Below are 26452 nucleotides of genomic sequence, written 5' to 3'. Positions count from 1 at the left end.
GCGTTTGATTTACTCTCATGCCGGGTTCCACATCCGCTTCCTTACGGTCGCGGCTCGGATTACAATGACACGAAACCGAGCCGCGTCCGTAAGGAAGCGGATATAGTTGTGTTAAGGCGCTTGAAAATGCATCGGATATATTCTTTCAACAATAAAATAATAACTAAATAAAATCAGTGTTAACATGAATAATGCACATAATATCGTCAATTTCTGTGTCCAACTCAAGAACACCAAACATCCAATGAATCCATTCATTAGTAATTGAGCAAGCAATATGAAACGGGTATCCATTCCAAATTGTTTTAATCTCTGATAAGCATGTTTTTTGTGTGGAGCAAACCACCGCTCTTTATTCATGATTCGTCTCAATAAAGTGACTGTAGAATCAAAAAGAAAAAGGCTGTTTAGCATAAACCAATAAACGATAGGAATTTGGTATTTTTGTTGGGCAATCAAGGCCATTGAGAAAATGATTAGTCCTAATGAAGCACTACCTACATCCCCCATGAATAATCTTGCTGGAGGAAAATTAAAAATTAAAAATCCAATCAAACTGCATATTAAAATCCAACAAAAATCCTGGTAAACCAAAGCATGATGCATATTAAATAAAATGAAATAGGAGGCAAGTAAATAAATAGCCTGTAACGCACAAAAGCCATCCAAACCATCCATAAAATTAAAATGATTTATGGCCCAGATGACTATGAAAAAAATGAACGGAATTATGATATAGCTATGATTCAACGAAAAAAGTATAAAATCCAGTTTTTCTGGTCTCATGGATACAGCCAAAATGAAAGCGACAATACATTGTACTCCCAGCCTAATCTTGATAGGGAGATCGTATATATCATCAAAAAAACTGACCCCGGTTATTAAAAGAATGCACAGCAATAAAAACACCGATTCTTTATAGAGCGTACCTGTAAAGTACCAAATAAAAGGTAAAATTAATAAAGACAAACCAATAAATACAATGCCTCCCCCTCTAACCGTTGGTTTCAAATGCAGAGTTCTGTCATTGGGTTTATCGATTAACTTTGAATTTTGTGCAATAACACAAAATAGTTTGGTACAAACAAAAGATAACAGTATAAAAAAAACACTAAGCATTATATTCATATTGATACCAAACTGCTGTTTTTTTTAAGCCCTCACATGAATCAACCGGTGGAGTCCAGCCTAAGTCTGAAATAATCTTTGAATTATCAATTTCCAGAGAGCTCAGCAAACGAGTATTTAAACTGCCCATTCCTGTGATCTTGAACAGGCAGGCTAAAAAAGTAGCAGGGAAGTGATATAATCTTAAATTGATTTTCATATTTTGGGCTAGCAAGGATAACAAATCTGCTAAAGACCAAGATTCATTATCTGCCACAAGATAAAGTTGATTTGCTGCTTTAGGATGTGTCATTACCATTAGAATAGCCGAAATCAAATTATCAATAAAAATAAAACTTCTCTTATTCTTTATACTGGCAAAAGGCAATGGCCATCCTTTTTCCACCATACCTAATAATTTTAAAAAATTAGCTTTTACCCCTGGTCCATAAACTAGAGGAGGCCTCAAGATAACCACTTCCATTTCACTATGTTCACTAACCTCTTGTAAATAGAGCTCTGCTTTCAACTTGCTTTGAGCATAAGAATCTTTTGGTTGAGCAGAATTTTTCTCAGAAAATGGGCTCTGAGGCAAGCTTACTTCTCCATTCACCTTAATAGTACTTAAAAATACAAATCGCTTTACTTTGTGTTTTGCAGCTTGTTCAGCAAAATTCTTTGTGGCGATGCTGTTTATTTTACAATACTCTTCCAGAGAGGAGGAGGTATTCTCTTTCATAACATGGACTCGCGCAGCCAGATGTATGACAATATCAATTCCATTCAAAGCTTCTGACCAATCCGTTACTTGCTCCAGCTTATCAATTTCGACTTGCTCAACAGACATGTATTGATTTTTTTGCCACACAGCACAACGAACATCATACCCTGCAGCAATAAGAGCCGGAACCAAGCTACTGCCAATAAAACCTGTTGCGCCTGTCACTAATACTTTTGTCACTATATTACCTATGGCTTTTAAAACCGTTTATGATTGAGTAGCTCTGCAAGATATTGACCGTAACTACTTTTATTAAGCTCTCTAGCCCTGCACAGTAACTCATCATCACTAATAAAATTCATACGCCACGCTATTTCTTCAGGGCATCCAATTTTTAAACCTTGCCGCTGTTCGATAGTACAGATATAGTTACTTGCTGATAACAGGGTTTCTGGTGTACCCATATCCAGCCAGACAAAACCTCTTCCCAAAATCTGGACATCCAGTTTGTTTTCATATAAATAAAACTGATTGATATCGGTTATTTCAAGTTCCCCTCTGCCAGAGGGTTTTAAACTCTTGGCAATTTCTATGACTTGATTATCATAAAAATATAATCCGGTTACCGCATAGTTGGATTTGGGCTGCGCTGGTTTTTCCACTATAGATAGGACTTGTTGTTTCTCATTGAACTCCACCACACCATAGGCTTGGGGTTTATCGACATAATAGGCAAAAACTGTTGCGCCATTTAATTTTGACTTTGCGTTTTGTAATAATTCAGAAAAGCCTCTGCCCTGGTGGATATTATCTCCCAAAACCAGGCAAACAGAATCACTACCAATAAACTTTTCGCCTAAAATGAATGCTTCCGCAATCCCTCTTGGTTCATTTTGCACAATGTAGTTAAATGAAACCCCCCACTGGGAGCCATCATTTAATAAATTTTTATATAAAGGAAGATGCTCTTCCGTTGAAATAATCAGTATTTCCCTGATATTAGCCAACATTAATGTAGAGATGGCGTAATAAATCATTGGTTTATCATAAACCGGAATCATATGCTTACTAATGGATTTTGTCAGAGGATACAGTCTTGTGCCAAAACCACCTGCCAGGATAATACCTTTCATTATATTGAGCCTACTCTCTATTTTTCTTCGAACAAATAATAGCCTTAAATATTATCAAGTTTATTGCAGTAATACATTAAAATACGTTGATAATGTCAATAAAATATAAAATTTAGTTTAATTATTAAACTATCTTATAGCATTTAGCGACCCTTTATGATTCGCTTGATAATGTGATTTCTCTGTGAGCACTCTTGGCGCTTTCAATACCAGGCTGATCGAATGGGTTAATATTCCATATCACACTTTGTACAAAAATTTTATGTTCATAGAGTGCTACCAGTGCCCCTAATGTATAAGGAGAACAATCTGACAAAATAAGATGATTCATTGGCATATTGCCAGGAATGTATCCATAAGGATTTTCATTTGTTTGAATTCCTTCACTTAACACTTTCATTTTATAATGGCACATGGAATTAATCTCATGATCATCATTAGTTTTCAAAGTAATGAAATCGCCAACGCATCGATGTGTACCTTGACACAATAATTGAAAATAGCTATGTTGTGCCTGATTACCTAATCCACCCCAAACGATAGGTCCAGTGGCATAATCTACCATTCTTCCATTCACATCAATAGATTTTCCATTGCTCTCCATATCCAGCTGTTGTACATAAGGAACAAAGTACTCCAGTTTTTTGGAATAGGTAAGAATAAGTAAATTATGAATATTCAAAAAATTGTTATTCCATACACCGATTAAAGCCATAAGCACAGGTATATTATTTTTAAAATCAGTAAACTGAACATGAGTATCGACATCATGGGCACCCGCCAGCAATTCAGCAAATTGTTCATAACCAATTGCAATGGCAGTAATTAAATTCACTGCGGAACAAAAAGAAAATCGACCACCAACCCAATCCCAAATCGATAACGCAGTTTTAATACCCATTTGATAAGCTCTTTCCGGATGAGCGGTTACAGCTATAAAATGTTGATCGATAGAAGTCATATCCTCATACAATGCAAAAGCTTTTCTGGCATTTAATAGAGTTTCTTTTGTAGTAAATGATTTGGAAGAAACAATAAATAAGGTGGTTTGAGGATTAATTTTTGCAATCACATCGTTGAAACTGGCCGGGTCAACATCTGAGATAAAATGGTAATTAAACTCTTTGGAAATATAATTAGATAGGGCATGGATACACACACGAGGACCTAAATCTGAGCCGCCAATGCCTATATTTACAATATCAGTTATTGGTAATCCTGAATAACCCAGCCACTTCTTTTCCCTAATCTGATTAGACACGACTTTAATTTTTTCACGCGTATTGATCACTTCGGACATGATATCCAGTCCGTCAATCAGTATTGATTTATTACCCAAATCTCTCAGTGCAGTATGCAGAGCCGCCCTGTTTTCACTGGTATTAACCTTTTTACCCTTGATCAAGTTATCAATTTTTTCTGATAATTTAACTTCATCCGCTAAATTGATAAGCAAATCAATGATAGCTCCGTTGACTCGCTGTCTGGAATAGTCGTACTCAATACCATTGAGCTGTTTTCTGGATTCATAATTGTTGGAATCCACAACGAAGTATGGTTGTGAACCTGAATTTGAACGAATTCTATTTGCTTCCATTTGAAGCAAATTCCATGATAATAATTCTGTCTGACGCTTCATGCTGTTTCTAATGATTAAAATGAGTAATAAATTACCATAATTAAGAAAGTTGTAAACCTAATCCATCTAAAAAAATTCTAAATACTCGAATACTGGCACTCTTATAAAAAATTTTTCCCATAATGAAAATTCATCCTTAATTTATAATTTGGGAACTGTGGATTAATAATGCTTTATCCGCATTCACTATTCTGTTGTTTTTCACTTTCCCTTTTGTAACGGACGAAAACACAATGCCATAGTACGTGTTTTTTATCCAATTATCATGAACTAAAACATTTGATCTGTATTTTTCATTTCCACCAACCCAAATCCCAAAACTATGTCCAGAATCTCCTCTGAAATGAGCTCTTTTTTCTAAAAAACCATAATGATTGAAAATATGATTGCCTGTTGCAACAGAGTTAGCATTGTTATTTGAAAATGAAATGCCAATATTTTCTCCTTCCCCTAAGGCTTTAGTATCCTGAATAAAATTATTTTCAACTACTGAACCTGGGCCAATAACTTCAATACCCATGCCAAATGCATTTTCATAGACTGTGCTGCCACCTGTGTTAAGTATTCGGCAATTGCTAATTTTCTGATTGACCCCTTCTAGTCTGATCCCTCGAAAAAAATTATTTTTTAAGGTCATCTTTTCAATAAGATAATGGCCAGAATGACTTCCTTCACTCGTCTTTGAGCCTCTACTATCGGCAAGGTATATGGCCATCATGAACCCCTTAATCTGTCCATTCATCACACTAATATGATGAGAGTTCAAGGAGTAAACTCCATATACCTGATTAGCAGAATTACGTGGAATTAACACAATTTTGTGATTTTTGAAATCCAATGTTACGCAAGAAGTCTTTATTGTGATTGGATTTTGATTACCCGAATAATAATGGTTTTTTCCCAAACAATAATAACCTGATTTGTTAATAACAACCGGGATTTTGTTGATAGGAATACAACTCTGACTTGCGTATAATACAGAGGTTACGGTCAGCGGCACTAAACAAAAAAAACACAACCTACATAAGTAGATTCCAAACATACCTCTCCCTGCTTAAGTCAATCGTATTGATATGCCCTATAAATATTTCTTTAAATAATGCTCAATAGTGTTTGATAGTTTATGGGAAAAATCACCTTGTGGAACCCAACCCAATTCCTTTTGAATTTTACTATTGTCTATGGCATATCGCTTGTCATGACCCTTCCTGTCTTCAACAAAGGTAATCAATGAGTCATATGGTTTTTCCATAGGCTTTAAATCATCCATCATCTGACAAATCATTTTTATCAAACTTAAATTATCCAGTTCTTTATTACCACCTATATTATAAACCTCTCCAACCATTCCCTTTTGAATAACCGTATCAATTGCTTCGCAATGATCCATGACAAACAACCAATCGCGAACATTTGATCCATTACCGTAGACAGTAATAGGCAGCTGATTGACGCAAGCATACACTACTTTAGGAATCAACTTCTCTTTATGTTGATTAGGCCCGTAATTATTCGAACAATTGGAAGTGGTAACAGGTAATCCATAAGTATGATAATAAGCTCTGACTATATGATCAGAACTTGCTTTGGACGCTGAATAGGGGGAATTAGGTTGATATGAATTTTTTTCAGTGAACGCAGCCTCTTCTTTTTCTAATGAACCATACACTTCATCGGTGGATACATGATGAAACCGACACAATGATTTATCCCATTGCCTTTCATTCAACCAATAAATCCTTGCTGCCTCTAACAGAGTAAAAGTTCCAATCACATTGGTTTCAAGAAATATTTGCGGGTTATCAATGGAATTATCCACATGGGATTCGGCTGCAAAATGGACAAGAGTATCTATCTCATGTTCCCTTAGTAAGGATAACACCAGATTTTTGTCCAATATGTCTCCTTGCACAAAAAGATGATTTTGATATTTTTCTATTTCGCTCAAATTGGCTTTATTTCCTGCATAGGTCAATTTATCCAGACTAACTATCTTGATTTCCTGGTATTTATCGATCATAAATTTAACAAAATTACTTCCTATAAAGCCTGCAGCCCCAGTTACCAAAAGATTGTTCATTTGATTTTTCATAGTGTGATTCTTATTTTTTAGTAAAATTGTCGATGACATCTGGCAAATCATTTTTCCAGCTGCAGCTTTTTATACCCAATATTGTTTCTATCTTTGTTGTATCAAGTACCGAATTTTTTGGCCTTATTGCCTTTGTAGGATATTCTTCTGACTTAATCGGATTTAGATTGTTTAAAGTCAAAGAAAGCTGTTTCTCTTTTGCTATCTTAAGAAATGTGCTGGCAAATTCGTACCAATTAGTGACACCCTGCCCTGCATAATGATATAGGCCCCAAGATTCAAAGGAAGAGCGGCTGATTTTCTGCACTATTTCAAATAGTACCCTTGCTATATCTCGAGCTGAAGTAGGTCTTCCCCATTGGTCAGAAACGATATTCAATTCCTTTCTGCTGCAAGCCAAATTTAAAATCGTTTTTACAAAATTTTTCCCTTGTTCACCAAATACCCAGCTAACTCGTAAAATAATATACTTTTTAAGTTGAGATAAAATAGCCTGTTCCCCCTCCCATTTGCTACGTCCATAGGTGCTTAATGGATGAGGAATATCATTTTCATGATAGGAACCCTCCTTTTCTCCATCAAATACATAATCAGTTGATAAATGGATCAAGGGGATATTTTTCAGGCTACAATAATTCACCAAGCGACAGACAAACTGGGTGTTCACGATATGAACCAAATCAGGTTCATCTTCTGCCTTATCTACAGCCGTGTAAGCTGCTGCATTAATGACAAGATCCGGTTGGATTTCTGATAACACATCATGAACCCGTTCGGGTTTGGAACAATCAAGAATATCTCTGGTACATGCATATACTTCATACTCAGAAGAAAAAAATTTGACAATCTCGGTACCAACTTGCCCATTAGCACCTGTAACCATTATTTTCATTTAGGTTTGATATCTCGGTAAAAGTTGAGTATCTATTACACTTAAAGGCTTGCCTGCAGCGTCTTTTGGAGACAATTGAACCTGATTTCCTAATGGCCAATCAATTGCTAGTTGCGGGTCAAGATAATGAATGGAAAATTCACTTTCAGGATGGTAATAATCCGTGCATTTATAAGCAAAGTCAGCCACATCACTCAAAACATAAAATCCATGGGCAAACCCTTTAGGAATCCAAAATTGCCTTTTGTTTTCTCCGGAAAGAATCACTCCAACCCATTGCCCAAAAGTAGGTGAGTCTAACCTAATATCCACGGCAACATCAAAAACTTCACCAGCTAAAACTGAAACCAGTTTTCCCTGAGTTTGTTGACTTTGATAATGCAAACCTCTTAGCACTCCTTTTTGTGATCTTGAAAAATTATCCTGGACAAAATGATCGGTTATTCCTAATAACTTCTCATATCGCTTGGCTTGAAAAGATTCGTAAAAAAAACCCCTTTCATCACCATAAATCTTTGGTTCAATAATTTTAATTTCGCTTATTTTAGTATCTATGACATTCATACATTCGCCAATACATTCTTTATATCACTGCTATGTGAAGAGCAAGTTAATTTCGCTCAATAAGTTTTCGCCTGATTTTCCATCTAACAAACCCCATTTAGTACTATCTTTTAACTGAGCTGCTCTTATCTCTTCATAATAATTTGCTTCTTTGATTAGTTTTTTCAGTGTGCTTGCAAACTCTATTCGACTAAATACGGTAATAACCCCTTTCAAATCGTCATAATCATCGTATCGATATTGATATAAATCATAATTAATAACTGGAATCCCACAGGTAATAGCCATTCTAATAGTTGCAGAACAAGTTGCTACATAAACAGAACTTAAAGGAATTATTTCAGCTACATCGCCATAAAATACTTTGACTGGATAATCGCTTATAAACTCTACAGTAGAGGGATTAATCCTTGGATGTAAATTAATGACTATATTATATTCATTGGCATATTGTTCCAATTCCCCTAGTACATATCTTACCAGATCTGAATAAGCTGTAAATTCAATGACATCCAGTCTGCTCTCACATTGGTTCGGAGGTAGCGCACACAGAATCATTGGTTTATTGGGCTGCGCATCAAGCGATTGATATAATTTCGATCTATATAAGTCAACATTTTGTAATTTTAAGTACAATTCATCATTATATAAGGCACCAGTAGATCTTAAGAAGTTTTCCTCCAATCCTGCAGCAATATAATACTCCTTCATAGCATTGCTCTCTATGGCAAGAAAATCAATCATACCACTATTCAACAACCAAGGATTTTTAGGTGTAGCTCCAAACATTTCATGAAGCAATATTAAGTCAGCATGCAGAATAATTTGCTTGTTTTTATAGGAAAATACCCAATGAGGAAATGCGATGGACATAATTTTATTATAAAACTTAGACAGAGAACATGCTGGTTCATTATAAAAAGCCTCTGCCCATTCCTTAGTATTTGCAATTGTGAATGGCACAATAATAGAGGGAATATTGTATTTTTTCCCAATGTGTGAAGTCAGTTGAGTAAAATAAAATAAATTATGCTCAGGGTACACTAATAATTTAACTTCATACTGCATTAAAATTTCATCAATATACTTACTGTACTTGTATGCAGAGCGTGAAATTGTTGGTAAAAAAAACGGTACTTTGTCCCATACCAATTTGTATACAGAAATTAATAAAGAGGCAAGCCAATTCTCATTTTTAAAAAATAATTTATTTTTTTTAGTCTTAATATATTTTCTATAGGGTTGAAAAATACCATTAAAAACCAAAGCAATAGACTTAAATAAATAGTAGAAAGGGGACAATAATATTATGAGCCATTTGTTATTTTTTAAATAAATCTTATTGTTTGAGATGCTAACCAATTTTCTGTGTAAGTGGGAAATACCATTAAAAATCCAAAAAATAGGTTTTAATAAATAAATGATAATTTCTAAAATTTTAAATATCAGTTTAAACGACCGTCGTATTATTCTTTGTTTAATACTATTTTTAGATTGAAATACATGAGAATCAAAATAAGTAATATACTGAATTCCCTCTGATTGACATTGCTTGATATCTCGTTTAACTCCTTCATATCCCGCATAAAAAAATAAGTAAGGTTGAAAATTTCCATTTTGCTTCATTAGTCGAGCAACACGCATCATTTCTTTAAAATGAGTAGAGATATGGACAAATAATAAGGTATTTTTGGGGATACTAATTTTATTCATTCAATGTATATTACATCCTGAAAATTTAAACGATATCTACTATTCAAATAACTACTATTCTTCTGTTAATAACTCCTGATTAATTAATTCAGAAGAAGATTCCTCTGATTTAATGCTCCAAGTCAATTTTGGTCTTAGTAAGCTATCTGGCCAACAACCTAACCAATCTCCTCTTACACCAATAGGTAGTTTATCGTCAATGACTTTCATTGATAAACAATTTGAGCGAACGATTGCTGGTCTATTATTTTCCAAATCTGTTATAACAAGTGAAATTAAAAATTGACCTTCATTTAAGAATTCTTTTGGGATAACAAGCGTCTCAGAATAAAATCCTTCTTTCCTGCATTTATGTTGAGGATTTAATGAATTATTCATTGTCGAAAATAAATTAACACCACTCAACGAAGATATATCTAATCTAATATTTACCCTGGAATTATTTCGTTTAATCTCATATTGAATTTGAATAGTGATATCTTCATTGACTGTAAATTTATCGCAAATTTGCCCATCATGATTCAACAGTTTCAGGGAATAAATTTGGATTGTATCTTTTATCTGAGGTGCATTAGCTAAATTATTATTCCAATTTCTCTCTGCACACAACGATTCATTTGGATTAGGTGACAAATCTAATGCGATTGGAGTGGATTGTTTCTGCTCATTTGCAATGGACAAATTTTTGCTTTTATCTAAACTTGAATTATCAGTTTGATTAATTTCGATGTCTTTAAATTCAACAATTGATCCATGTGACAATTTTATAATTTTTTTACAAATAGACTCTACAGCATTCATATCATGACTTACAAAGATAACTGTCCGTCCATCATTAGCCACTTCCAGCATTTTTTCCTTGCATTTTTTCTGAAAATCCTGGTCACCTACAGCCAGGACTTCATCAATCAGCAATATCTCAGACTCAAGGAAAGCGGCCACAGAGAATGCAAGCCGCATATACATTCCTGAAGAATAACGTTTTACCGGGGTCTCTATCTGGCTACCTAATTCTGAAAATTCAACTATATCCTTAAAACGAAGATTAATTTGCTGCCTGGTCATGCCATTAATGGCCGCATTTAAGTAGATGTTTTCACGTCCAGTCAATTCTGGATGAAATCCGGTTCCCACTTCAAGCAAACTAATCAAATGGCCTTTATATCTAAACTCACCATAAGTAGGCGTAGTAATTCTTGATAGAATTTTTAACAAAGTACTCTTACCAGAGCCATTCTGACCTATCAATCCTATACGCTCACCAGGAGAAATTTGAAAATTGATATCCTTCAAAGCCCAAAAATGTCCTGAGGGTAAACCTATTGTTTGTTCATCCGAAATAACTGCTTTGGCAGATGACTGTTGTTCCGTTTCTTCATCAATACTCGATTTACCTTTTTTTCCCGCCAGAGCCTTTTTAATCTTTTTTGAGACTTGCTCATATATAGTTCCATGTTGCGAAGCGCCAGCACCCAGTCTATAAACTTTACTTAAATTATCTACTCTTAAAATCCAACTCATAATGCGTCTACTAATGATTGTTCATGTTTACGAAAAGTGTTAAACCCAAGTATAAATACTATAATCGCAGCTGAGAAACCAAATACAAATTGCTCAGGGTTTGGCCACCCCCCTTTCAAGGCATCTCTATAAGCACAAATAACCATACTCATAGGATTAAATTCATACCAAAGACGTAACCAGGATGGGCTCGCTGATATTGGATATAATATTGGATTCGCAAAATAATAAAACTGAAGGGCTAAAGGTACAAACAATTTCAAATCACGATATCGAGTACTGAAAGGAGCCAACATCAAGCCTAAACCCATTGCAAACATCGCTTGGATAACAAATAGAAGTGGGAATAGTATGAATAAGTGATAATTAAGTTGGTTATAAATCATGGCACAAATTATTATTAAACCAAATCCAACAAGATAATCAACCCCCGCAGACAAAGTATAGGTTCCTCCCAATAACAGCCTCGGAAAATAAATTTTGCACACTAATCCGGAATTACCCTCTACCGACCCCATAGTTAAATTGATCATTGCCATAAAGGCATACCAGGGAATAATAGCTACTAAATAAAATAAGAGGTAGGGTAACCCATCCGTGGGAATTTTTATCATAAATCCGAATACAAACGTAAACACACCAACGGTGATTAATGGTGATAAAATTATCCAACCAAAACCTAAAAGTGTTTGAGAGTATCTGACTTTAATATCTCTTGCTGTGAAAACCCATAGTAACATCCTGTATTGCCATAAATCTTTCAAATAAGTTTTCAGAGGTTGGATATCCCCTGCTTTAATAACCGTTTCCTTTAATACCTTATTTTCATTCATGATAGTTATACAACCTCTATAACATTTTGTTTAGATTTGAAAATATCATTCAAACAATGAATGACTCTATCAATATCTCTGGGAGTTAAATTTGACCCGGAAGGAAGACAAATGCCATGATCAAACAAGTAATCTGAAACGCTGAATTGCTCATCATGAGGGTAGTATTTACAGCCTGCAAATAAAGGCTGTTTATGCATTGGTTTCCAGGTTCTTCTTGCTTCGATTTTAAACGGCTTTAATTGCTCTATGACTTCTTCCGGTCTTATCATGTATGGCGTTGGTTTAATAACTAATGTCGATAACCAACGAGTACTGTATCCATTGTTTATCTCTGGCATCATGTCAACAAATGAGTAAGATTCCAAGGCTTGCTTATATCGATCAAAAATAGCTCGCCTTGCCTTAACCCGTTTTTCCAATACTTTCAGCTGCCCTCTGCCTATGCCAGCAAGCACATTACTCATTCTATAATTATACCCAACCACAGTATGCTCATAATGAGGCACTGGCTCACGAGCCTGAGTTGATAAAAATCTTGCTCTTTGTATCAGATTCTCGTCTTCAGACACCAACATGCCACCACCAGAAGTGGTAATGATTTTATTGCCATTAAATGAAAACACACCTAACTTGCCGAAAGTCCCACTGTACTTGTTGTTATAAGTAGCCCCCAAAGACTCCGCCGCATCTTCTATAATTGGCACATTGTATTCATTACATAATTGGCATAAAGCATCATAATTGGCACTTTGTCCATATAAATTAACAATGATCACTGCTTTCGGCATTTGATTTTTTGCTTTACTTTCTCTTAATGCCCGCTCAAGAGCAACTGGGGACATATTCCAGGTGTCCAAATCAGAATCAATAAATACCGGGGTCGCACCTTGGTACAAAATAGGATTCACTGTCGCTACAAAAGTAAAACTGGATGCGAAGACAATATCCCCTGGTTTCACATCGAGTAATACGAGTGCCAGATGAATAGCCGCTGTTCCTGAGCTTAAAGCCACAGCTGATTTTGTATTAATGTATTCGGCTACTTCTTTTTCAAAAGAATCCACATTGGGGCCTAAAGGAGCTACCCAGTTAGTCGCGAAAGCTTCTTGCACATATTGCTGCTCATGCTCACCAATATGAGGTGAGGACAGCAGGATATTGGAAGAAAGTTCTCTCCGGTGGATCAAACGTATTGGGCGATTACTCTCATCGATAACCGGAATATGATCTAATTCATATTCCTGCATTAAATGGTAGGCATCCTGAACAGTAGCAGATACAGGTAAAGCTTTTGATGAATGCTCTGATAACTCCTCTAAAGTGGAATCTAATGCGAATCCTTTCAATAACAATCTTCGAATGTCGCCATCAGTAACCGTCCTTATTAAACGTTCATCACTATCTACCAGAAATAACACACCTTGAGCTGTAGCATCCAGCTTACTCAAGGCAGTTTTCAGATTTTCTTGTTTTTGTATATATAGCTCTTTGATAGTAATCATTTTATTCCTTTTAGACTGCAGGTACACCTTTCACAACAGCATTTTCTTTTACATCCTTCACAACGACTGAGCCAGCCCCAATTGTTGCCCCATCGCCAATAGCCACACCAGGCAAAACAACAGCTCCTGCTCCAATCAGAACTCGCTCACCAATCCTGACTCGCCCACCTAAGGTGCTATTAGGCGCAATATGCGAATACGAACCAACTCTCACTTCATGATCCACAACAGCGCTGTGATTGATGATACATCCTTCCCCCACCTCACAATCAGGTCCCAGTATTGCCTGTGCTGCGATAAAAGAGCCAACACCTACGCTCGCTGATTTTGCAATAATGGCAGCCGGGTGAGTAATTGTAAACAAGTTTGCTTTGGAATTCATCAAATCTATAACATTCTTTCTGACCTGATTATTTCCAATGCTGACGTGCGCATAGCCAACATAGTCAGCTAAATCATCCATCGTCGAATCAACCAATATTCCACACACTTCTTGACCCAGCAAACTCTTATTACTATCGCAAAGTGAAACTTGCAAAGAGTGCTGAGTCAGTGATAAGGCATCAATCACCACTTTACAATGCCCACCACATCCTATTATTTTCAATTTAGTATGCATTGCATTTATTCAATATTTGTGAATGCAAAGGGATAGCTTTTAACAATTGATAACATCTTTCACTTGTTTTTCCATCCCCATAACAATTCGAGTATTTCATTTTGGGTTTGCTTAGTGCCTCTCTTAGGCCGGCCAAAATAGCATCATAAGTGATACCAACATCAATGACATTATCGCTTCGCTCTCTTAAATTTTGCCTGCTTCCAACATTAACTACGATCAGGTTAAATGAAGCTGCCTCTATTATCCCACTACTGGAATTTCCCAGCATCACATCACAATTTGCAAGACAATCAATAAATTCCGGGCGATGTAAGTGTTTGATAATTCTAACATCAGAATGATGAATATATTCCTGAATCACTTCTCTAATGAAATGGCCACCTGTATCGGAATTCGGCTCAAGGCAAATAATCTGTAAATTAGCCGCAAGTGCTGCCTGAACCACACTTTGAAATTGGATTTTAATCGAGCCAACTTCTTGAACAACTGGGTGATAGATTAATAAGCAGGTTTTTTTATCAGGAGAAAGCTCATAACGCTGATTAAACACATCACGTGCAGATGTTTTATACTGCATGATTTCATCCAAACCCGGAGCACCAACTTGAAAAATGGTTTCCTCTTTCTCACCCATTCTAATCAAGCGTTGTCTAGATGCCTCTGTCGCAACAAAATGATAATGTGATAATTTCGAAATGGCATGCCTTACCATTTCATCAACGGTTCCAGAGCGCTCTCCTCCATGCAGATGCACAACATGGATATTTAAATGCACCGCAGCTATGGCTGCAGCTAACATTTCACCCCTATCTCCCAGCAATAAAACGACATCAGGATTTTCACGTTCAAATACCTCCGTGAATCCCAAAAGCTCATGACCAATAGCTTTTGCCATAGAACCATGTTGGGTATTGGCAAGATCGACTGGAATAATGCCGCATATTGAGAACTGATCTGCCTTAATTTCGTTAATTGTATTTCCATACAAAGCATCAAGATGCATGCCAGTGACACAAATGGATAAATCAATGTCTTCTGATTGGTGCAATTTTTTTAATACTTCTCGCATCAGTCCATAATCAGCACGAGTACCTGTAACATAAATTATTTTTCTGGCCATTACGCTTCAATATGTTCCCATAATAAAGTAGTACCCGCAGACAAATTCATACTTAATCGAGCGCCTACAATTTTTGATATTTCCGACGGTGCTATTCCAGTTCCAGGTCTTAGCAGGATCAAGTCTTCGTTGCTGATTTGAGAACCTTTAGTCAAATCACGCTTTAAAGTGACACTTCTTCTCACCAAAGCTCTTATCGGTAGCTCATTATCCGATGGTTTTTTTTCACCATTTCCCAAAACAGTTTCAGTATCTCTGATGGATTGGACTAAATTCTTCATTTCCTCTGGGTTCATGGAAGCAAGATGATCTGGTCCTGGGAGAGATTTATCCATTGTAAAGTGTTTTTCGATCACACAAGCACCCATACCAACTGCTATTGTTGGCACCAAAATACCCAAAGTATGATCGGAATAGCCTACAGGCAATTGAAATTCGTTAGCTAATGTCTGCATGGCTTTCAAGTTCACGTCCTGATAAGCTGCGGGATAATTAGAGGTACAATGCAATAAAACAAGATAATCTGATAAAGAGTTTCCATAATATGGTTTTACTGTGTCTATGGCCACTCTTACTTCTTGCAAATCACACATTCCTGTTGAAATGATTAAGGGTAATTTCTTACTGGCGCAATGCTGTAAATAAGGAACATTAGTAATTTCGCCAGATGGAATTTTTAATCGTTTTACCCCTAAGGAAATAAGAAAATCGATGCTGTGTTCATCAAAACCAGTTGACATAAATTCAATGCCGAGTGAATTGGCTAATTCACTTAATACATGATGATCCTCTTCTGAAAGTTCCAGTGCCTTGAGCATCTCATACTGGGTGGTCGATTCTGGTGCATTATTTTTTTGGTATTCCGCTTTTTCAACTGTTTTATTCACCAGAGTGTCTGCTTTGAAAGTCTGAAACTTTACTGCATCAGCTCCTGACTCTTTGGCCGCATAAATTAATTCTTTGGCCAGTTGAAGATCACCATTATGGTTTACTCCTGCTTCAGCAATAATAAAACAAGTCATACTAGAGCCTCTTGGTTTAATTCCATTAATTTTTCTGTTAAAGCCCAATCGATTGGCGTATCAATGTCGATCGATTCAATTGGACTATCCATAAGCAGAGCTTTTGTTGGATCACTGTAAAATGATTTGTTAGTAATTAATTGTTTGGTAGTAGCTATATAAATCGCACCATTCAATTTATAAATTGGTTCACTTTCAGAAATATCAATCGTTTTAAAAACACTGGGAGAACACAAATTACCTTGAGCATCAACTGTTCTGTACCAGGAAGGTTTAAAATATACTTTATTGATAGATACAACACTATGACCAATATCTTTATGCATTAAAACAGCCTCTCTAATAGTTTCCGGTTTTCTAAAAGGAGAAGTAGGCTGTAATAAAAGGACACTGTCAAAATACACATTAATTTTTTTATAATTATTTAACAAATCAATCACTGCATCCTCTACATTAGAGGAGTCATCTGACAGATTTGCTGGTCTTAACCAAGGAACTGAAGCACCATGTTGAATTGCGATATCTGCTATTTCCTGACTATCCGTAGAAACAACAACTTGCTCACAACAATTGGATTGTAAAGCAGCGTCGATGGTGTGAGCAATCAGCGGCTTTCCTGCAAGCAATTTAATATTTTTTCCGGGGAGTCGTTTTGAGCCTGCTCTTGCCGGTATTATTGCTAAAATTCTCAATTCTTGCATCCTAAATTTGTAAAAACTGCTTGATAATTTCCAACCCTACTTCCCCGCTTTTTTCAGGGTGGAACTGGCAACCGTAAATATTTTCATCCTTTATCACAGCACTGATCGCCTGGCCATCATATACAGTATCAGCTAATCGCTTGGTAGGGTCACTTGGTACAGCCATATAAGAATGCACAAAATATACCGATGAATTGACAGGGACATTTTTTAATATCGTGCCAGACCAATCTTCACAAGAAGGAGTTGGAATCAATTTATTCCATCCGATATGAGGGATTTTATGTCGTTGGCCATCAGTTCCATGCACTGGAATACTCACTACTTCCCCTGCTATTAAATCAAGTCCATCATGTTCACCAAACTCCATGCTTTTAGTCAACATCATCTGCATTCCAAGACATATTCCAAGAAAAGGTTTACCACTATGTGCGAATTGCTTTATGGGTTCTATAAAATCCAGTTCAGTTAATCCCTTCATCCCATCTTGAAAAGCACCTACTCCTGGTAAAACTAGACGATCAGCGCGTATAATTTCTTCTGGAGTATTAACAAAACTTACTTGAGCATCAAAATAATAAAACGCTCTTGCTACGCTTAATAAATTACCAATGCCATAATCTACAATTGAAACTGAACTCATATTGTTCTCACATGAATACCTTTAGCTAACGCATGATTTCGTATCTCTGACAAACTGAGTCGCTTATAATGTAATACATCAGCCATGGCAACTGCATCAGCGTTAGCACTACAAACAACATCAACCAAATCGTCCAAGCATCCCATTCCACCACTTGCAATCACTGGAATTGAAACTGCTTGAGAAACCTGTTTCACTAATTCCAGATCAAAGCCTTTACGAGTGCCTTCCTGATCAATAGAAGTCAGAAGAATCTCACCTGCCCCAAACTCCTGTCCATTACGAGCCCAATCGACAACATCCATTCCTGTGTGTTCACGACCATTATCGGTCATGACTTCCCATCGTCCATTTGTATCTCGCTTAGCCTCGATTGATAAGACCATACATTGGGAACCAAATCTTCTGGCAATATCAGATATGAGAACAGGATTTTTGGTTGCGGCGGTATTAACAGCAACTTTGTCGGCACCACAACGCAACAATTGTTTTACATCATCGACACTGCGAATACCTCCTCCAACAGTGATAGGTATAAACACATTTTCAGCCGTATTTTTTACAATTTCTGATAAATTATTACGTCCATACAAGGAAGCAACTGTATCCATGTAGATCAATTCATCAGCGCCTTGCGCATAATATGCCATAGCATATTCATTGGGATTTCCGACAACCCTTAGACCCTCTAAATGCACTCCTTTAATTAGATTAGGGCCTTTAATATCTAGTCGTGCAATCAAACGGATATTACCCATTAAACCGTCTCCAGATAATCTCTAGTTTGTTTTTCGCGATTAGTTACTTGATGTCTCAACATCCATTGTTCGCCTTCCTTTTTCCATAAATGAGGAGATCTGAAGGTATCCGCTAAAGCCATAAAATAAGCCCTGTCCATAATTGGCTGCTCAAACATTTGCGAAGCAATTGGAAATTCTTTGGGATTAATACTCAAGTATTTAAAAATTTCTTCAGCAAAACGCTCAGGAAACTCTTGATCAAAACGTTTCACCAAGGCAACACCCTCTTCACGAGTAATATCGCCAGAACGTATTTCCTGAGAGGCATCGTATGTTGCTCTTCCTATGCCAAATTTGGTTAATGTGGTGTAGTAATGAAAATCATCAATTTTGTCATCAATACTATTGTATTTGCTGTAAGTTCCTGGGGTCCGTTCAGGGGAAGCCTCAAAACCGCCGTGTTCCACAGCATAATAATAACAACTTTGTGGATGCCACTTCAGATAATATCCCAGATAATGAACCTCGACCTGTTGTTTCTCAATTTGCTGTGGATCAGCAGGTAGATAAGCATCCAAATCATTGTCATTTAAACCGAAATCGCTTTTTAACTCTTGAACAGATGTACCACCTAAAAAGATTTTGCTTTTATCTTCTGCGGTAAAATATTTCCAGTCTCTTTTGGCAGATTCGGTATCCCCTATGGGATTACCGTATTCCGCTTCATTTTCTCCATAAACCACCAGTTTAATTTTATGCAACAAAGCCATTTTAGGAGCATAAGCTTTTTGACCAATCATAAAGGGTTGAAATGGATGAAACAGATTTTCAACAGCAAGTCGTGTCAACAATCTATGAACTCTGCCATTGGGAGTAAACAAATAATTATCAAATCCGGCATGTATCCAGGATTGAAAATTTCTCCAACCCCATGGTGTATACATATGAGGAGCCCAAGTTACAGTCAAGGGATTCATTCCGTATTTATATTTTAAAATGTGGGCAGCATAAAAACTGTCTTTTCCTCCAGAACCGGGAACAACGCAATCATAGGAACCGTCTTTGCTTCTAAACCGATCGCAAAGCTCTCTCAATTGCCTGTCTCTCTCTTCCCAGTTGATAGTTGATTTTTTACGCTCAGCAACTCGACAGGCATCACAAATACCGTGCTCGTCAAAATGAATAGTATCTTTTTTTGATTCTTTCTTGTGTTCATACTCTACAGCAGAATTAGGCCTTTGATTTGAAATAACACAGCTTTTGCAAAATTCCACCTTATGTGGTAGACCATACTTTGTTTGAAGCTTTTCATCTGGAAGCTGAAAACTTGATAAATCAATGGACTTTGGTGCATAAATTTTGCTCATATCAATTCCTATCGCGACTTTGTATATTTCTATAAATACGGGAGTATACAATAAAAATCACAGGTATTAAACAAATCATATTTTTACTGAGTAAGTCATACAACAACAAAAGATTTCTCAAAATCAACAGTCGCCAATTGCCCCCATTTAAGGATATACTTGATAAATCGTATTAAATAGGAATTTTGCATGTCCTTGAAGGCCATGTATAACCAAATCGCTGAAAATTACGCGACAGCTAATCGTTTTGGTTCAATTAGCGAAAGCCATCACGTTGCCATAGAACAGATGAGGAAATTTCATTTGGGGCTGAAGCCTCATTATAAAATCCTTGATCTGGGCGTTGGCAATGGATCTTTTCTGCAAAAATTACATCACTTAATGCCCAAGGCCAATTTCACAGGCATTGATGTTTCATCAGAAATGTTAAAACGAGCTAGTGAAGCCCTTCCTTTAACAACCATTGAAGGTAGTGCTGCAGAAGCTAATAAATTTTTGCCCGCACATAGCCAGGACTTGGTTCTGGCTCATTTTATTAATGCTTACATCCCTATCAATGTTCTCTTTGATGAAGCCAAATACTTGACGCGCGCCAATGGGCACTTTTCTTTAATCACAACAACCTACGATTCTTTTCCTGTAGCACAACAACAACTGGCCAACTTTATTGCTCAGGATACTATTTTAAGCCGAGTTGTTGGCCACTACTATAAATCCATAGTCAAAAATACGACCGTTGCTGCAAATCTCGACGAACTCATGCTGGCATTTAAACAACACCAATTTAATATATTGGATCATCAACGTATTGAAATACCCATTACCCTTAATAACATTGATGAATTGGCACTGTTTGGAATAGAAGGCACCTGGTTTCTTAATACTCTATCAATACGTATGCTGCCAAAGTACTTTTTAATTCAGCGTCTTAAACGGCTTTTCAGCAAGATTTTTACTTTTCCTTACCATGATACTCATATTATTGATGTAGTTCTCGCCAGGAAGTGATAATCTTGAACCGTAGGTTAGAAAAAACGGAATGAGGTGTGAAATTGATTTCTCAAGCAGTTAAAAATTATCTTCCAGAACTAAGTCTTCGCCAGAAACAAACCAATAACATTATTTTTATTACTTTTTGGAGCCAGTTTTCTGTCTATGCTCTGAATACAGTTCTGGTTTTATTTTTAACTCGACCCTTAATTGCTCAGGGTTTGGGTTACAGTCAAGCCAAAGCCTACGCTTTCATAGGTGTAACTCAAGCTACAGGCTACCTGATGCCTATTTTGGGTGGGTATATGGCCGATAATATTATTGGTGTCAGAAGATCCATTCTTTTGGGCAGCATCATGCTAGCATGTGCTTATTTACTGGTCATGTTAAGTGGGTACACCATCAGTTCTCTTGGGGATCAATTATTTATCATTGCTTTTGCCTTTATTCCAGCAACCAACTCCCTATTAATGGGAACAGCATCAAGTATGGTTTCTCACATTTATTCCGATGATGCCATTAAGGCCAAATCCGCTATGACTTATTATTATATGGCCATTAATGTGGGAGCACTGCTGGCAACTATGATCGCGCCAGTTCTCCTGGAAAGTCGCTATGGCCCACTTTCAGTACTCACTTTGACTTTTATCGGCAAATCCATAGCTGCCTTGAATTTTGCTAAGCGTTACTCCATTTATAGTAATGTCATTTGGGGAATGGATAAATCCAAATTCTCCAATCAAGGTCTATTACGCCTTGTCGCTTATATAGCGGCTATCTATTCCCTTACTTTATATGCTTATACTCATGTTTATATCGCCAGCACACTAATAGGCGCAGGATGTGCTCTAGGAATTTTCTGGTTTCTGGTTAAAACCATTATGCTTAAAGGCGAAACTCGCAGTAAACAAATGATCGCTGTATTGCTGATAATAGAAGCCGTCGTATTTTTTATTATATACAATCAAATGAACAGTACTTTGGTATTATTTGCAGAAAACAATTCTGATCTAAGTTTTCTTTGGTTTAAAATTTCTCCTGCTCAATACCAAATGCTAAATCCTTTGCTCATTTTACTGATTGGAAGTCAACTCCCTCGTTTCTACAGATTTTTTTCACGTTTCACAATTCCCTATCAGTTTGCAGCCGGCACGATTCTCTCTGGTATTGCCCTACTGATCATGGCCTTTGCTGCCCAAAATGCAATCAACGGGTTAGTGAATGGTAACTACATTGCCTTGACCTACATTTTAATCTCAATTGCTGAATTATGGGTCAGCGCTATTGGCCTTAGCATGATTGGCTTGTATTGTGATGGGCGTGCGATTGCCTTTGCTATGGGCGTATGGTACTTGGCCAGTTCCATGTCCAATGCCATTTCAGGACGAATTGCAGGTTGGGTCGCCATACCAGAGAATATTAATTCTGCTCTTGAAAGCTTGCCCTATTATAAAAACTATTATTTGATTATGGGCATTAGTGCTTTGGGGCTTGGTATTCTGATGTATTTCCTAGCTTATTATTTACACAAGATCATGAAACGACGAGGTATTGAGTTAGCATAATTTCAATGGACATTGTTGCATTCGAGTATGCTTCGAGACGGTGCTTCACACCTCCTCAGCATGAACGGATTGATGGAAAAATCCGATTTTTATAATCAGCCTTGGAGTGTTATGCAAACCATCTTCCGATTATCCATAAATTTTTCTTGTTAATTGGATAAATTAGTTATTATATTAATCCGTTCATGCTGAGGAGGTGTGAAGCACCGTCTCGAAGCATGAACAACCTGATGGAAAAATCCGATTTTTATAATCAGCCTTGGAGTGTTATGCAAACCATCTTCCGATTATCCATAAATTTTTCTTGTTAATTGGATAAATTAGTTATTATATTAATCCGTTCATGCTGAGGAGGTGTGAAGCACCGTCTCGAAGCATGAACAACCTGATGGGAAAATCCGATTTTTATAATCAGCCTTGGAGTGTTATGCAAACCATCTTCCGATTATCCATAAATTTTTCTTGTTAATTGGATAAATTAGTTATTATATTAATCCGTTCATGCTGAGGAGGTGTGAAGCACCGTCTCGAAGCATGAACAACCTGATGGGAAAATCCGATTTTTATAATCAGCCTTGGAGTGTTATGCAAACCATCTTCCGATTATCCATAAATTTTTCTTGTTAATTGGATAAATTAGTTATTATATTAATCCGTTCATGCTGAGGAGGTGTGAAGCACCGTCTCGAAGCATGAACAACCTGATGGGAAAATCCGATTTTTATAATCAGCCTTGGGGTGTTATGCAAACCATCTTCCGATTATCCATAAATTTTTCTTGTTAATTGGATAAATTAGTTATTATATTAATCCGTTCATGCTGAGGAGGTGTGAAGCACCGTCTCGAAGCATGCTTAAAAACATAGCATAAGGGATTAACTAAATGTTTTGGGTTTATATTCTTCGATGCAGTGATAAGAGCTATTATACAGGACAAACGGATAATTTGGAAAAACGCCTGATGCAACATCAGGATAAAATGATTCCTGGTTGTTATACAAGCACAAGATTACCAATTCAATTAAAATACAGCCAAGAATTTATGTCTCGTGAGGAAGCCTTGATTGCCGAAAGACAAATCAAAGGGTGGAGTCGGAAAAAGAAAGAGGCTTTAATAAAGGGAGATTGGCAAGCATTATCAGACTATTCAAAACGTAAAAGTTAAGGTGGGCAATGTTACATTGGATGATGCTTCGAGACGGTGCTTCGCACCTCCTAAGCATGTACGGATTAATAGAATTAGAAAAATACTAACGGCGCACTAATCTCAAACATCCAGCCCCAAATTATCCCGTTTGAACACTCGGTCAGCCCTATAACTTGATCGAACCAGTGGGCCTGAAGCCACTTCAAAAAAGCCCTTTTTCAATCCAATTTGCCTTAATTCTGAAAAAATTTCTGGAGTTACATAACGTGCTATAGGCAAATGGTTTTTAGTAGGTTGTAAATATTGCCCCAGAGTCAAAATATCCACGTGATGAGCACGCAGATCATCCATAGTCTGTATAATTTCCTCATCCGTTTCACCTAATCCCAGCATCAAACTGGTTTTGGTCAGAACATCAGGTCGATATTTCTTGGCAAAAGCCAGAACGTTCAAGGTTTGCTGATAACCCGCTCGATTGTCTCTTACCGGGTGAGTCAAGCGCTCAACGGTTTCTACATTTTGGGCAAAGACATCAACACCGCTATCCAGCAAGACAGCAACATCTCTTTCACTTCCTTGAAAATCGGGAGTTAGCGCCTCGACTTTGGTTCTTGGAGAACGTTTTTTGATTGCTCTAATGGTTTTGGCATAATGATTAGCCCCTCCATCAGGTAAATCATCCCGGTTAACTGAAGTTAAGACCACATAATCCAGGTTCATTAAAGCAACCGTTTCCGCGGTATTTTCCGGTTCTTGTGCATCGAGCCAGCCATGAGGATTTCCTGTATCCACAGAACAAAATCGGCAAGCCCGGGTACATACTGCCCCCATTAACATAATAGTCGCAGTCCCATGAGACCAACATTCCGAGATATTAGGGCATTTCGCTTCTTCACAAACTGTTGCCAGGCGATGTTTTTGCACTTGCTCTTTAACCTGGCTATAAGCTGGAGTTGTATGATTGACTATGCGCAGCCACTTCGGTTTTGGGAGTCTTTCATGATTTTGACCCGAAGATTTTATTCCATCTTTAATAGCTGTCACACCGTGAGATGTTTTATATTTTTGTCCACTTTCCACAACGATTGGAATATCGATCAATTTGCTCATGACACCATCCGAAATACAAAGAACTATGATGATCCCAAATCATAAGGACAAGATCAAGTTCATTTAAAAACAGTATCAGAGGAAAATCATCTTTTAATTCAGACTTACCCTGAAAGCAGTGTCATTAAAAAAATGTTGGAAATATATTCCACTACAATACTTCAATCCTGTTTCTTCCTGCATTTTTAGCTTTATACATGGCATTGTCTGCCCGCATAAATAAAGATTCAATATCATCGCCTTCAGTCACAGTAGTAAGCCCAAATGAAACCGTAACATCGACCTTTTTGTCATGATAATAAAACAAACAATCTTCAACTAATTTACGTAATTTTTCCAAAATTCCCAGGGCTTCTTTACTGTTGGTTTGTTCAAAAATAAACACAAATTCCTCACCACCAATTCGAGCAATAAAATCAACCGTCCTGATTGACGATTTAAAAATCATAGCTACCTTTTTAAGAACTTTATCTCCTGCAAGATGACCAAAATTATCATTAATACGTTTAAAATGATCGATATCACATACAGCAAGAGATAATACGCTTGAACTTCGTTTCCAGCGATGGAATGAATCCAGGATATGCTCATCATAAGATTCCCGGTTCGGCAAGCCTGTTAAACTGTCGTGGTTAATTCTGTATTTCTGAAATGAAAGCAAATTTTTTATTTCTTCAGCATTTTGCTCGGATTCCTGTAATCTTGCCTGCAATTCCAATACTTGTTTTGCATACTCTTTCTCTCGAATTTCTTCATTATGTCGATACTCTTTTAACCGATCGCCAATCATTTTTATATTCTGACTTACCTTTGAGGATAATTCTTCAATTGTTTTAGAAGTATCAAGATGGTTTTTGATTTGATCCAGGTTATCCTGAATTCCGGACTCTAATTGACGACTGTCTTCAGAAGCTTTTCTGCGAGTATTCCCCGCTGCTCTTAAGTAGAGTTCAAAATCATTGAGCTGATTGGTTAATTGTTGAAGAAACCCTTTGAATCGATTCTGCTCAACATTAAATGCCTCAACGACCAATTCCGTCAAACTGTCAATGATAGAGCTAAGCTCTTCATCATTGAGCGCATGTTCCAAATTGGTTTTGATGCTTCCTCTCTTGGAATCCAAATCCTGAGGGATGGATAAATGGTTAAGTAATTGTTGTAAACTGTCATTTACTTTTAAACTAATCTCATATTGAAAACTCTTTTTGGGGCTATCGACTTTAGTAATTTGCGGCAACTCCTCCAATTCCTTAATCACGGAAGAAATGCATTGAGTTAAAACTTGATTAAAATGAACCAAAATGGCATGGCTTTCCATCTCGGTATCCAGCATTTTTTGTAATTTTGTAACTGCCCTCTTATCCTGAGATTTATTGGCAATACGGCCAATGGACTCCACCCCCTGTTTGATTAGCCCATTGACTAAACGAGAATTTTCCGCTTTTTTCTTTTGCATTTTGGAAAGCATTTCTGCCAAACGTTTCACTTTTTTTTCTATGACAGCCGGTTCAAACTCCGTATCTAAATAATTTCTTAATTGTGAAAGGCGATCATCCAATTCATAATTGATTCCAATAGGATTAATGATCAATTGATTAATTACACTTCTGAGTGTATTAATTTGATTTTGCATCTTGTCACACTTATGCTCATATTGGCTAATTGTGTTAACAATTTTTTTCTTTAATTCTTGATCTATCATTTA

24 protein-coding genes are annotated in these 26452 nt (G+C 36.8%); 3 read left to right on the top strand and 21 right to left on the bottom strand.

Annotated features, from left to right (window positions below):
• Positions 1-111: 111 nt before the first annotated feature.
• From OQJ02_RS03845 to OQJ02_RS03750, 19 genes are all read right to left on the bottom strand, one after another.
• The gene (locus OQJ02_RS03845; RefSeq protein WP_265717949.1) at positions 112-1128 is read right to left on the bottom strand and encodes an MraY family glycosyltransferase; all 1017 of its coding nucleotides are present in this window, start codon (positions 1126-1128) and stop codon (positions 112-114) included.
• Entirely contained in the window at positions 1112-2068 is a 957-nt protein-coding gene (locus OQJ02_RS03840; RefSeq protein ID WP_265717948.1) for an NAD-dependent epimerase/dehydratase family protein, read from the bottom strand. The genes OQJ02_RS03845 and OQJ02_RS03840 overlap by 17 nt, the downstream gene beginning before the upstream one ends.
• 17 nt (positions 2069-2085) lie before the next feature.
• Entirely contained in the window at positions 2086-2961 is an 876-nt protein-coding gene (gene rfbA / locus OQJ02_RS03835; protein ID WP_265717947.1) for a glucose-1-phosphate thymidylyltransferase RfbA, read from the bottom strand.
• A gap of 154 nt (positions 2962-3115) precedes the next feature.
• Positions 3116-4600, bottom strand: coding sequence for a glucose-6-phosphate isomerase (pgi, locus tag OQJ02_RS03830; RefSeq protein ID WP_265717946.1), 1485 nt, complete (start codon positions 4598-4600; stop codon positions 3116-3118).
• Positions 4601-4736: 136 nt separating this feature from the next.
• Positions 4737-5315, bottom strand: a complete 579-nt coding sequence (locus OQJ02_RS03825) for a hypothetical protein (RefSeq protein ID WP_265717945.1) — start codon at positions 5313-5315, stop codon at positions 4737-4739.
• Between the two features lie 363 nt (positions 5316-5678).
• A complete protein-coding gene (rfbB, locus tag OQJ02_RS03820) occupies positions 5679-6743 on the bottom strand; it encodes a dTDP-glucose 4,6-dehydratase (protein ID WP_265717944.1) in 1065 nt (354 codons plus the stop codon).
• A complete protein-coding gene (gene rfbD / locus OQJ02_RS03815) occupies positions 6703-7584 on the bottom strand; it encodes a dTDP-4-dehydrorhamnose reductase (protein ID WP_265717943.1) in 882 nt (293 codons plus the stop codon). Before rfbD ends, rfbB begins: the two co-directional genes overlap by 41 nt.
• Entirely contained in the window at positions 7585-8148 is a 564-nt protein-coding gene (gene rfbC, locus OQJ02_RS03810; RefSeq protein WP_265717942.1) for a dTDP-4-dehydrorhamnose 3,5-epimerase, read from the bottom strand.
• A gap of 30 nt (positions 8149-8178) precedes the next feature.
• Positions 8179-9861, bottom strand: a complete 1683-nt coding sequence (locus tag OQJ02_RS03805) for a hypothetical protein (RefSeq protein ID WP_265717941.1) — start codon at positions 9859-9861, stop codon at positions 8179-8181.
• A 54-nt stretch (positions 9862-9915) separates the two neighbouring features.
• Complete coding sequence (locus tag OQJ02_RS03800) at positions 9916-11382, bottom strand: ABC transporter ATP-binding protein (RefSeq protein WP_265717940.1); 1467 nt, start codon at positions 11380-11382, stop codon at positions 9916-9918.
• Positions 11379-12215 carry an ABC transporter permease gene (locus tag OQJ02_RS03795; RefSeq protein ID WP_061504461.1) on the bottom strand — a complete coding sequence of 279 codons (837 nt, stop codon included), beginning with the start codon at positions 12213-12215 and terminating at the stop codon, positions 11379-11381. Before OQJ02_RS03795 ends, OQJ02_RS03800 begins: the two co-directional genes overlap by 4 nt.
• Positions 12216-12220: 5 nt before the next feature.
• On the bottom strand, positions 12221-13720 hold the full coding sequence (locus tag OQJ02_RS03790; protein ID WP_322783370.1) for an aminotransferase class I/II-fold pyridoxal phosphate-dependent enzyme: 1500 nt from the start codon (positions 13718-13720) through the stop codon (positions 12221-12223).
• 10 nt (positions 13721-13730) lie between these two features.
• Positions 13731-14339 (bottom strand): acetyltransferase, encoded by a 609-nt coding sequence (locus tag OQJ02_RS03780; RefSeq protein WP_265717939.1) that lies wholly within the window; start codon positions 14337-14339, stop codon positions 13731-13733.
• Entirely contained in the window at positions 14329-15462 is a 1134-nt protein-coding gene (gene neuC, locus OQJ02_RS03775) for a UDP-N-acetylglucosamine 2-epimerase (RefSeq protein ID WP_265717938.1), read from the bottom strand. Before neuC ends, OQJ02_RS03780 begins: the two co-directional genes overlap by 11 nt.
• Entirely contained in the window at positions 15462-16484 is a 1023-nt protein-coding gene (gene legI, locus OQJ02_RS03770; RefSeq protein ID WP_265717937.1) for a N,N'-diacetyllegionaminate synthase, read from the bottom strand. Before legI ends, neuC begins: the two co-directional genes overlap by 1 nt.
• The gene (locus OQJ02_RS03765; protein WP_322783369.1) at positions 16481-17185 is read right to left on the bottom strand and encodes an acylneuraminate cytidylyltransferase family protein; all 705 of its coding nucleotides are present in this window, start codon (positions 17183-17185) and stop codon (positions 16481-16483) included. The genes legI and OQJ02_RS03765 overlap by 4 nt, the downstream gene beginning before the upstream one ends.
• A 1-nt stretch (position 17186) precedes the next feature.
• Entirely contained in the window at positions 17187-17828 is a 642-nt protein-coding gene (gene hisH / locus OQJ02_RS03760) for an imidazole glycerol phosphate synthase subunit HisH (protein WP_265717935.1), read from the bottom strand.
• Positions 17825-18586, bottom strand: a complete 762-nt coding sequence (gene wbuZ / locus OQJ02_RS03755) for a glycosyl amidation-associated protein WbuZ (RefSeq protein ID WP_265717934.1) — start codon at positions 18584-18586, stop codon at positions 17825-17827. Before wbuZ ends, hisH begins: the two co-directional genes overlap by 4 nt.
• A complete protein-coding gene (locus tag OQJ02_RS03750) occupies positions 18586-19935 on the bottom strand; it encodes an N-acetyl sugar amidotransferase (protein WP_265717933.1) in 1350 nt (449 codons plus the stop codon). The genes wbuZ and OQJ02_RS03750 overlap by 1 nt, the downstream gene beginning before the upstream one ends.
• 189 nt (positions 19936-20124) lie before the next feature.
• On the opposite strand from OQJ02_RS03750, the gene OQJ02_RS03745 reads away from it, so the two are divergent.
• From OQJ02_RS03745 to OQJ02_RS03735, 3 genes are all read left to right on the top strand, one after another.
• Positions 20125-20943, top strand: coding sequence for a class I SAM-dependent methyltransferase (locus OQJ02_RS03745; protein ID WP_265717932.1), 819 nt, complete (start codon positions 20125-20127; stop codon positions 20941-20943).
• 38 nt (positions 20944-20981) lie between these two features.
• On the top strand, positions 20982-22490 hold the full coding sequence (locus OQJ02_RS03740; protein ID WP_265717931.1) for a peptide MFS transporter: 1509 nt from the start codon (positions 20982-20984) through the stop codon (positions 22488-22490).
• Between the two features lie 883 nt (positions 22491-23373).
• Positions 23374-23655, top strand: a complete 282-nt coding sequence (locus OQJ02_RS03735) for a GIY-YIG nuclease family protein (RefSeq protein WP_265717930.1) — start codon at positions 23374-23376, stop codon at positions 23653-23655.
• A 102-nt stretch (positions 23656-23757) separates the two neighbouring features.
• On the opposite strand, the gene lipA is transcribed toward OQJ02_RS03735, so the two are convergent.
• Together lipA and OQJ02_RS03725 are read right to left on the bottom strand one after the other, a co-directional pair.
• A complete protein-coding gene (lipA, locus tag OQJ02_RS03730) occupies positions 23758-24747 on the bottom strand; it encodes a lipoyl synthase (RefSeq protein WP_265717929.1) in 990 nt (329 codons plus the stop codon).
• Between the two features lie 151 nt (positions 24748-24898).
• A complete protein-coding gene (locus OQJ02_RS03725) occupies positions 24899-26449 on the bottom strand; it encodes a GGDEF domain-containing protein (RefSeq protein WP_265717928.1) in 1551 nt (516 codons plus the stop codon).
• Positions 26450-26452 lie beyond the last annotated feature (3 nt).

Source organism: Legionella sp. PATHC032, assembly GCF_026191185.1.
GTDB lineage: Bacteria > Pseudomonadota > Gammaproteobacteria > Legionellales > Legionellaceae > Legionella.
The sequence above is the reverse complement of the archived record's forward strand: the minus strand, read 5'-3'. Positions and strand labels throughout refer to the sequence as shown.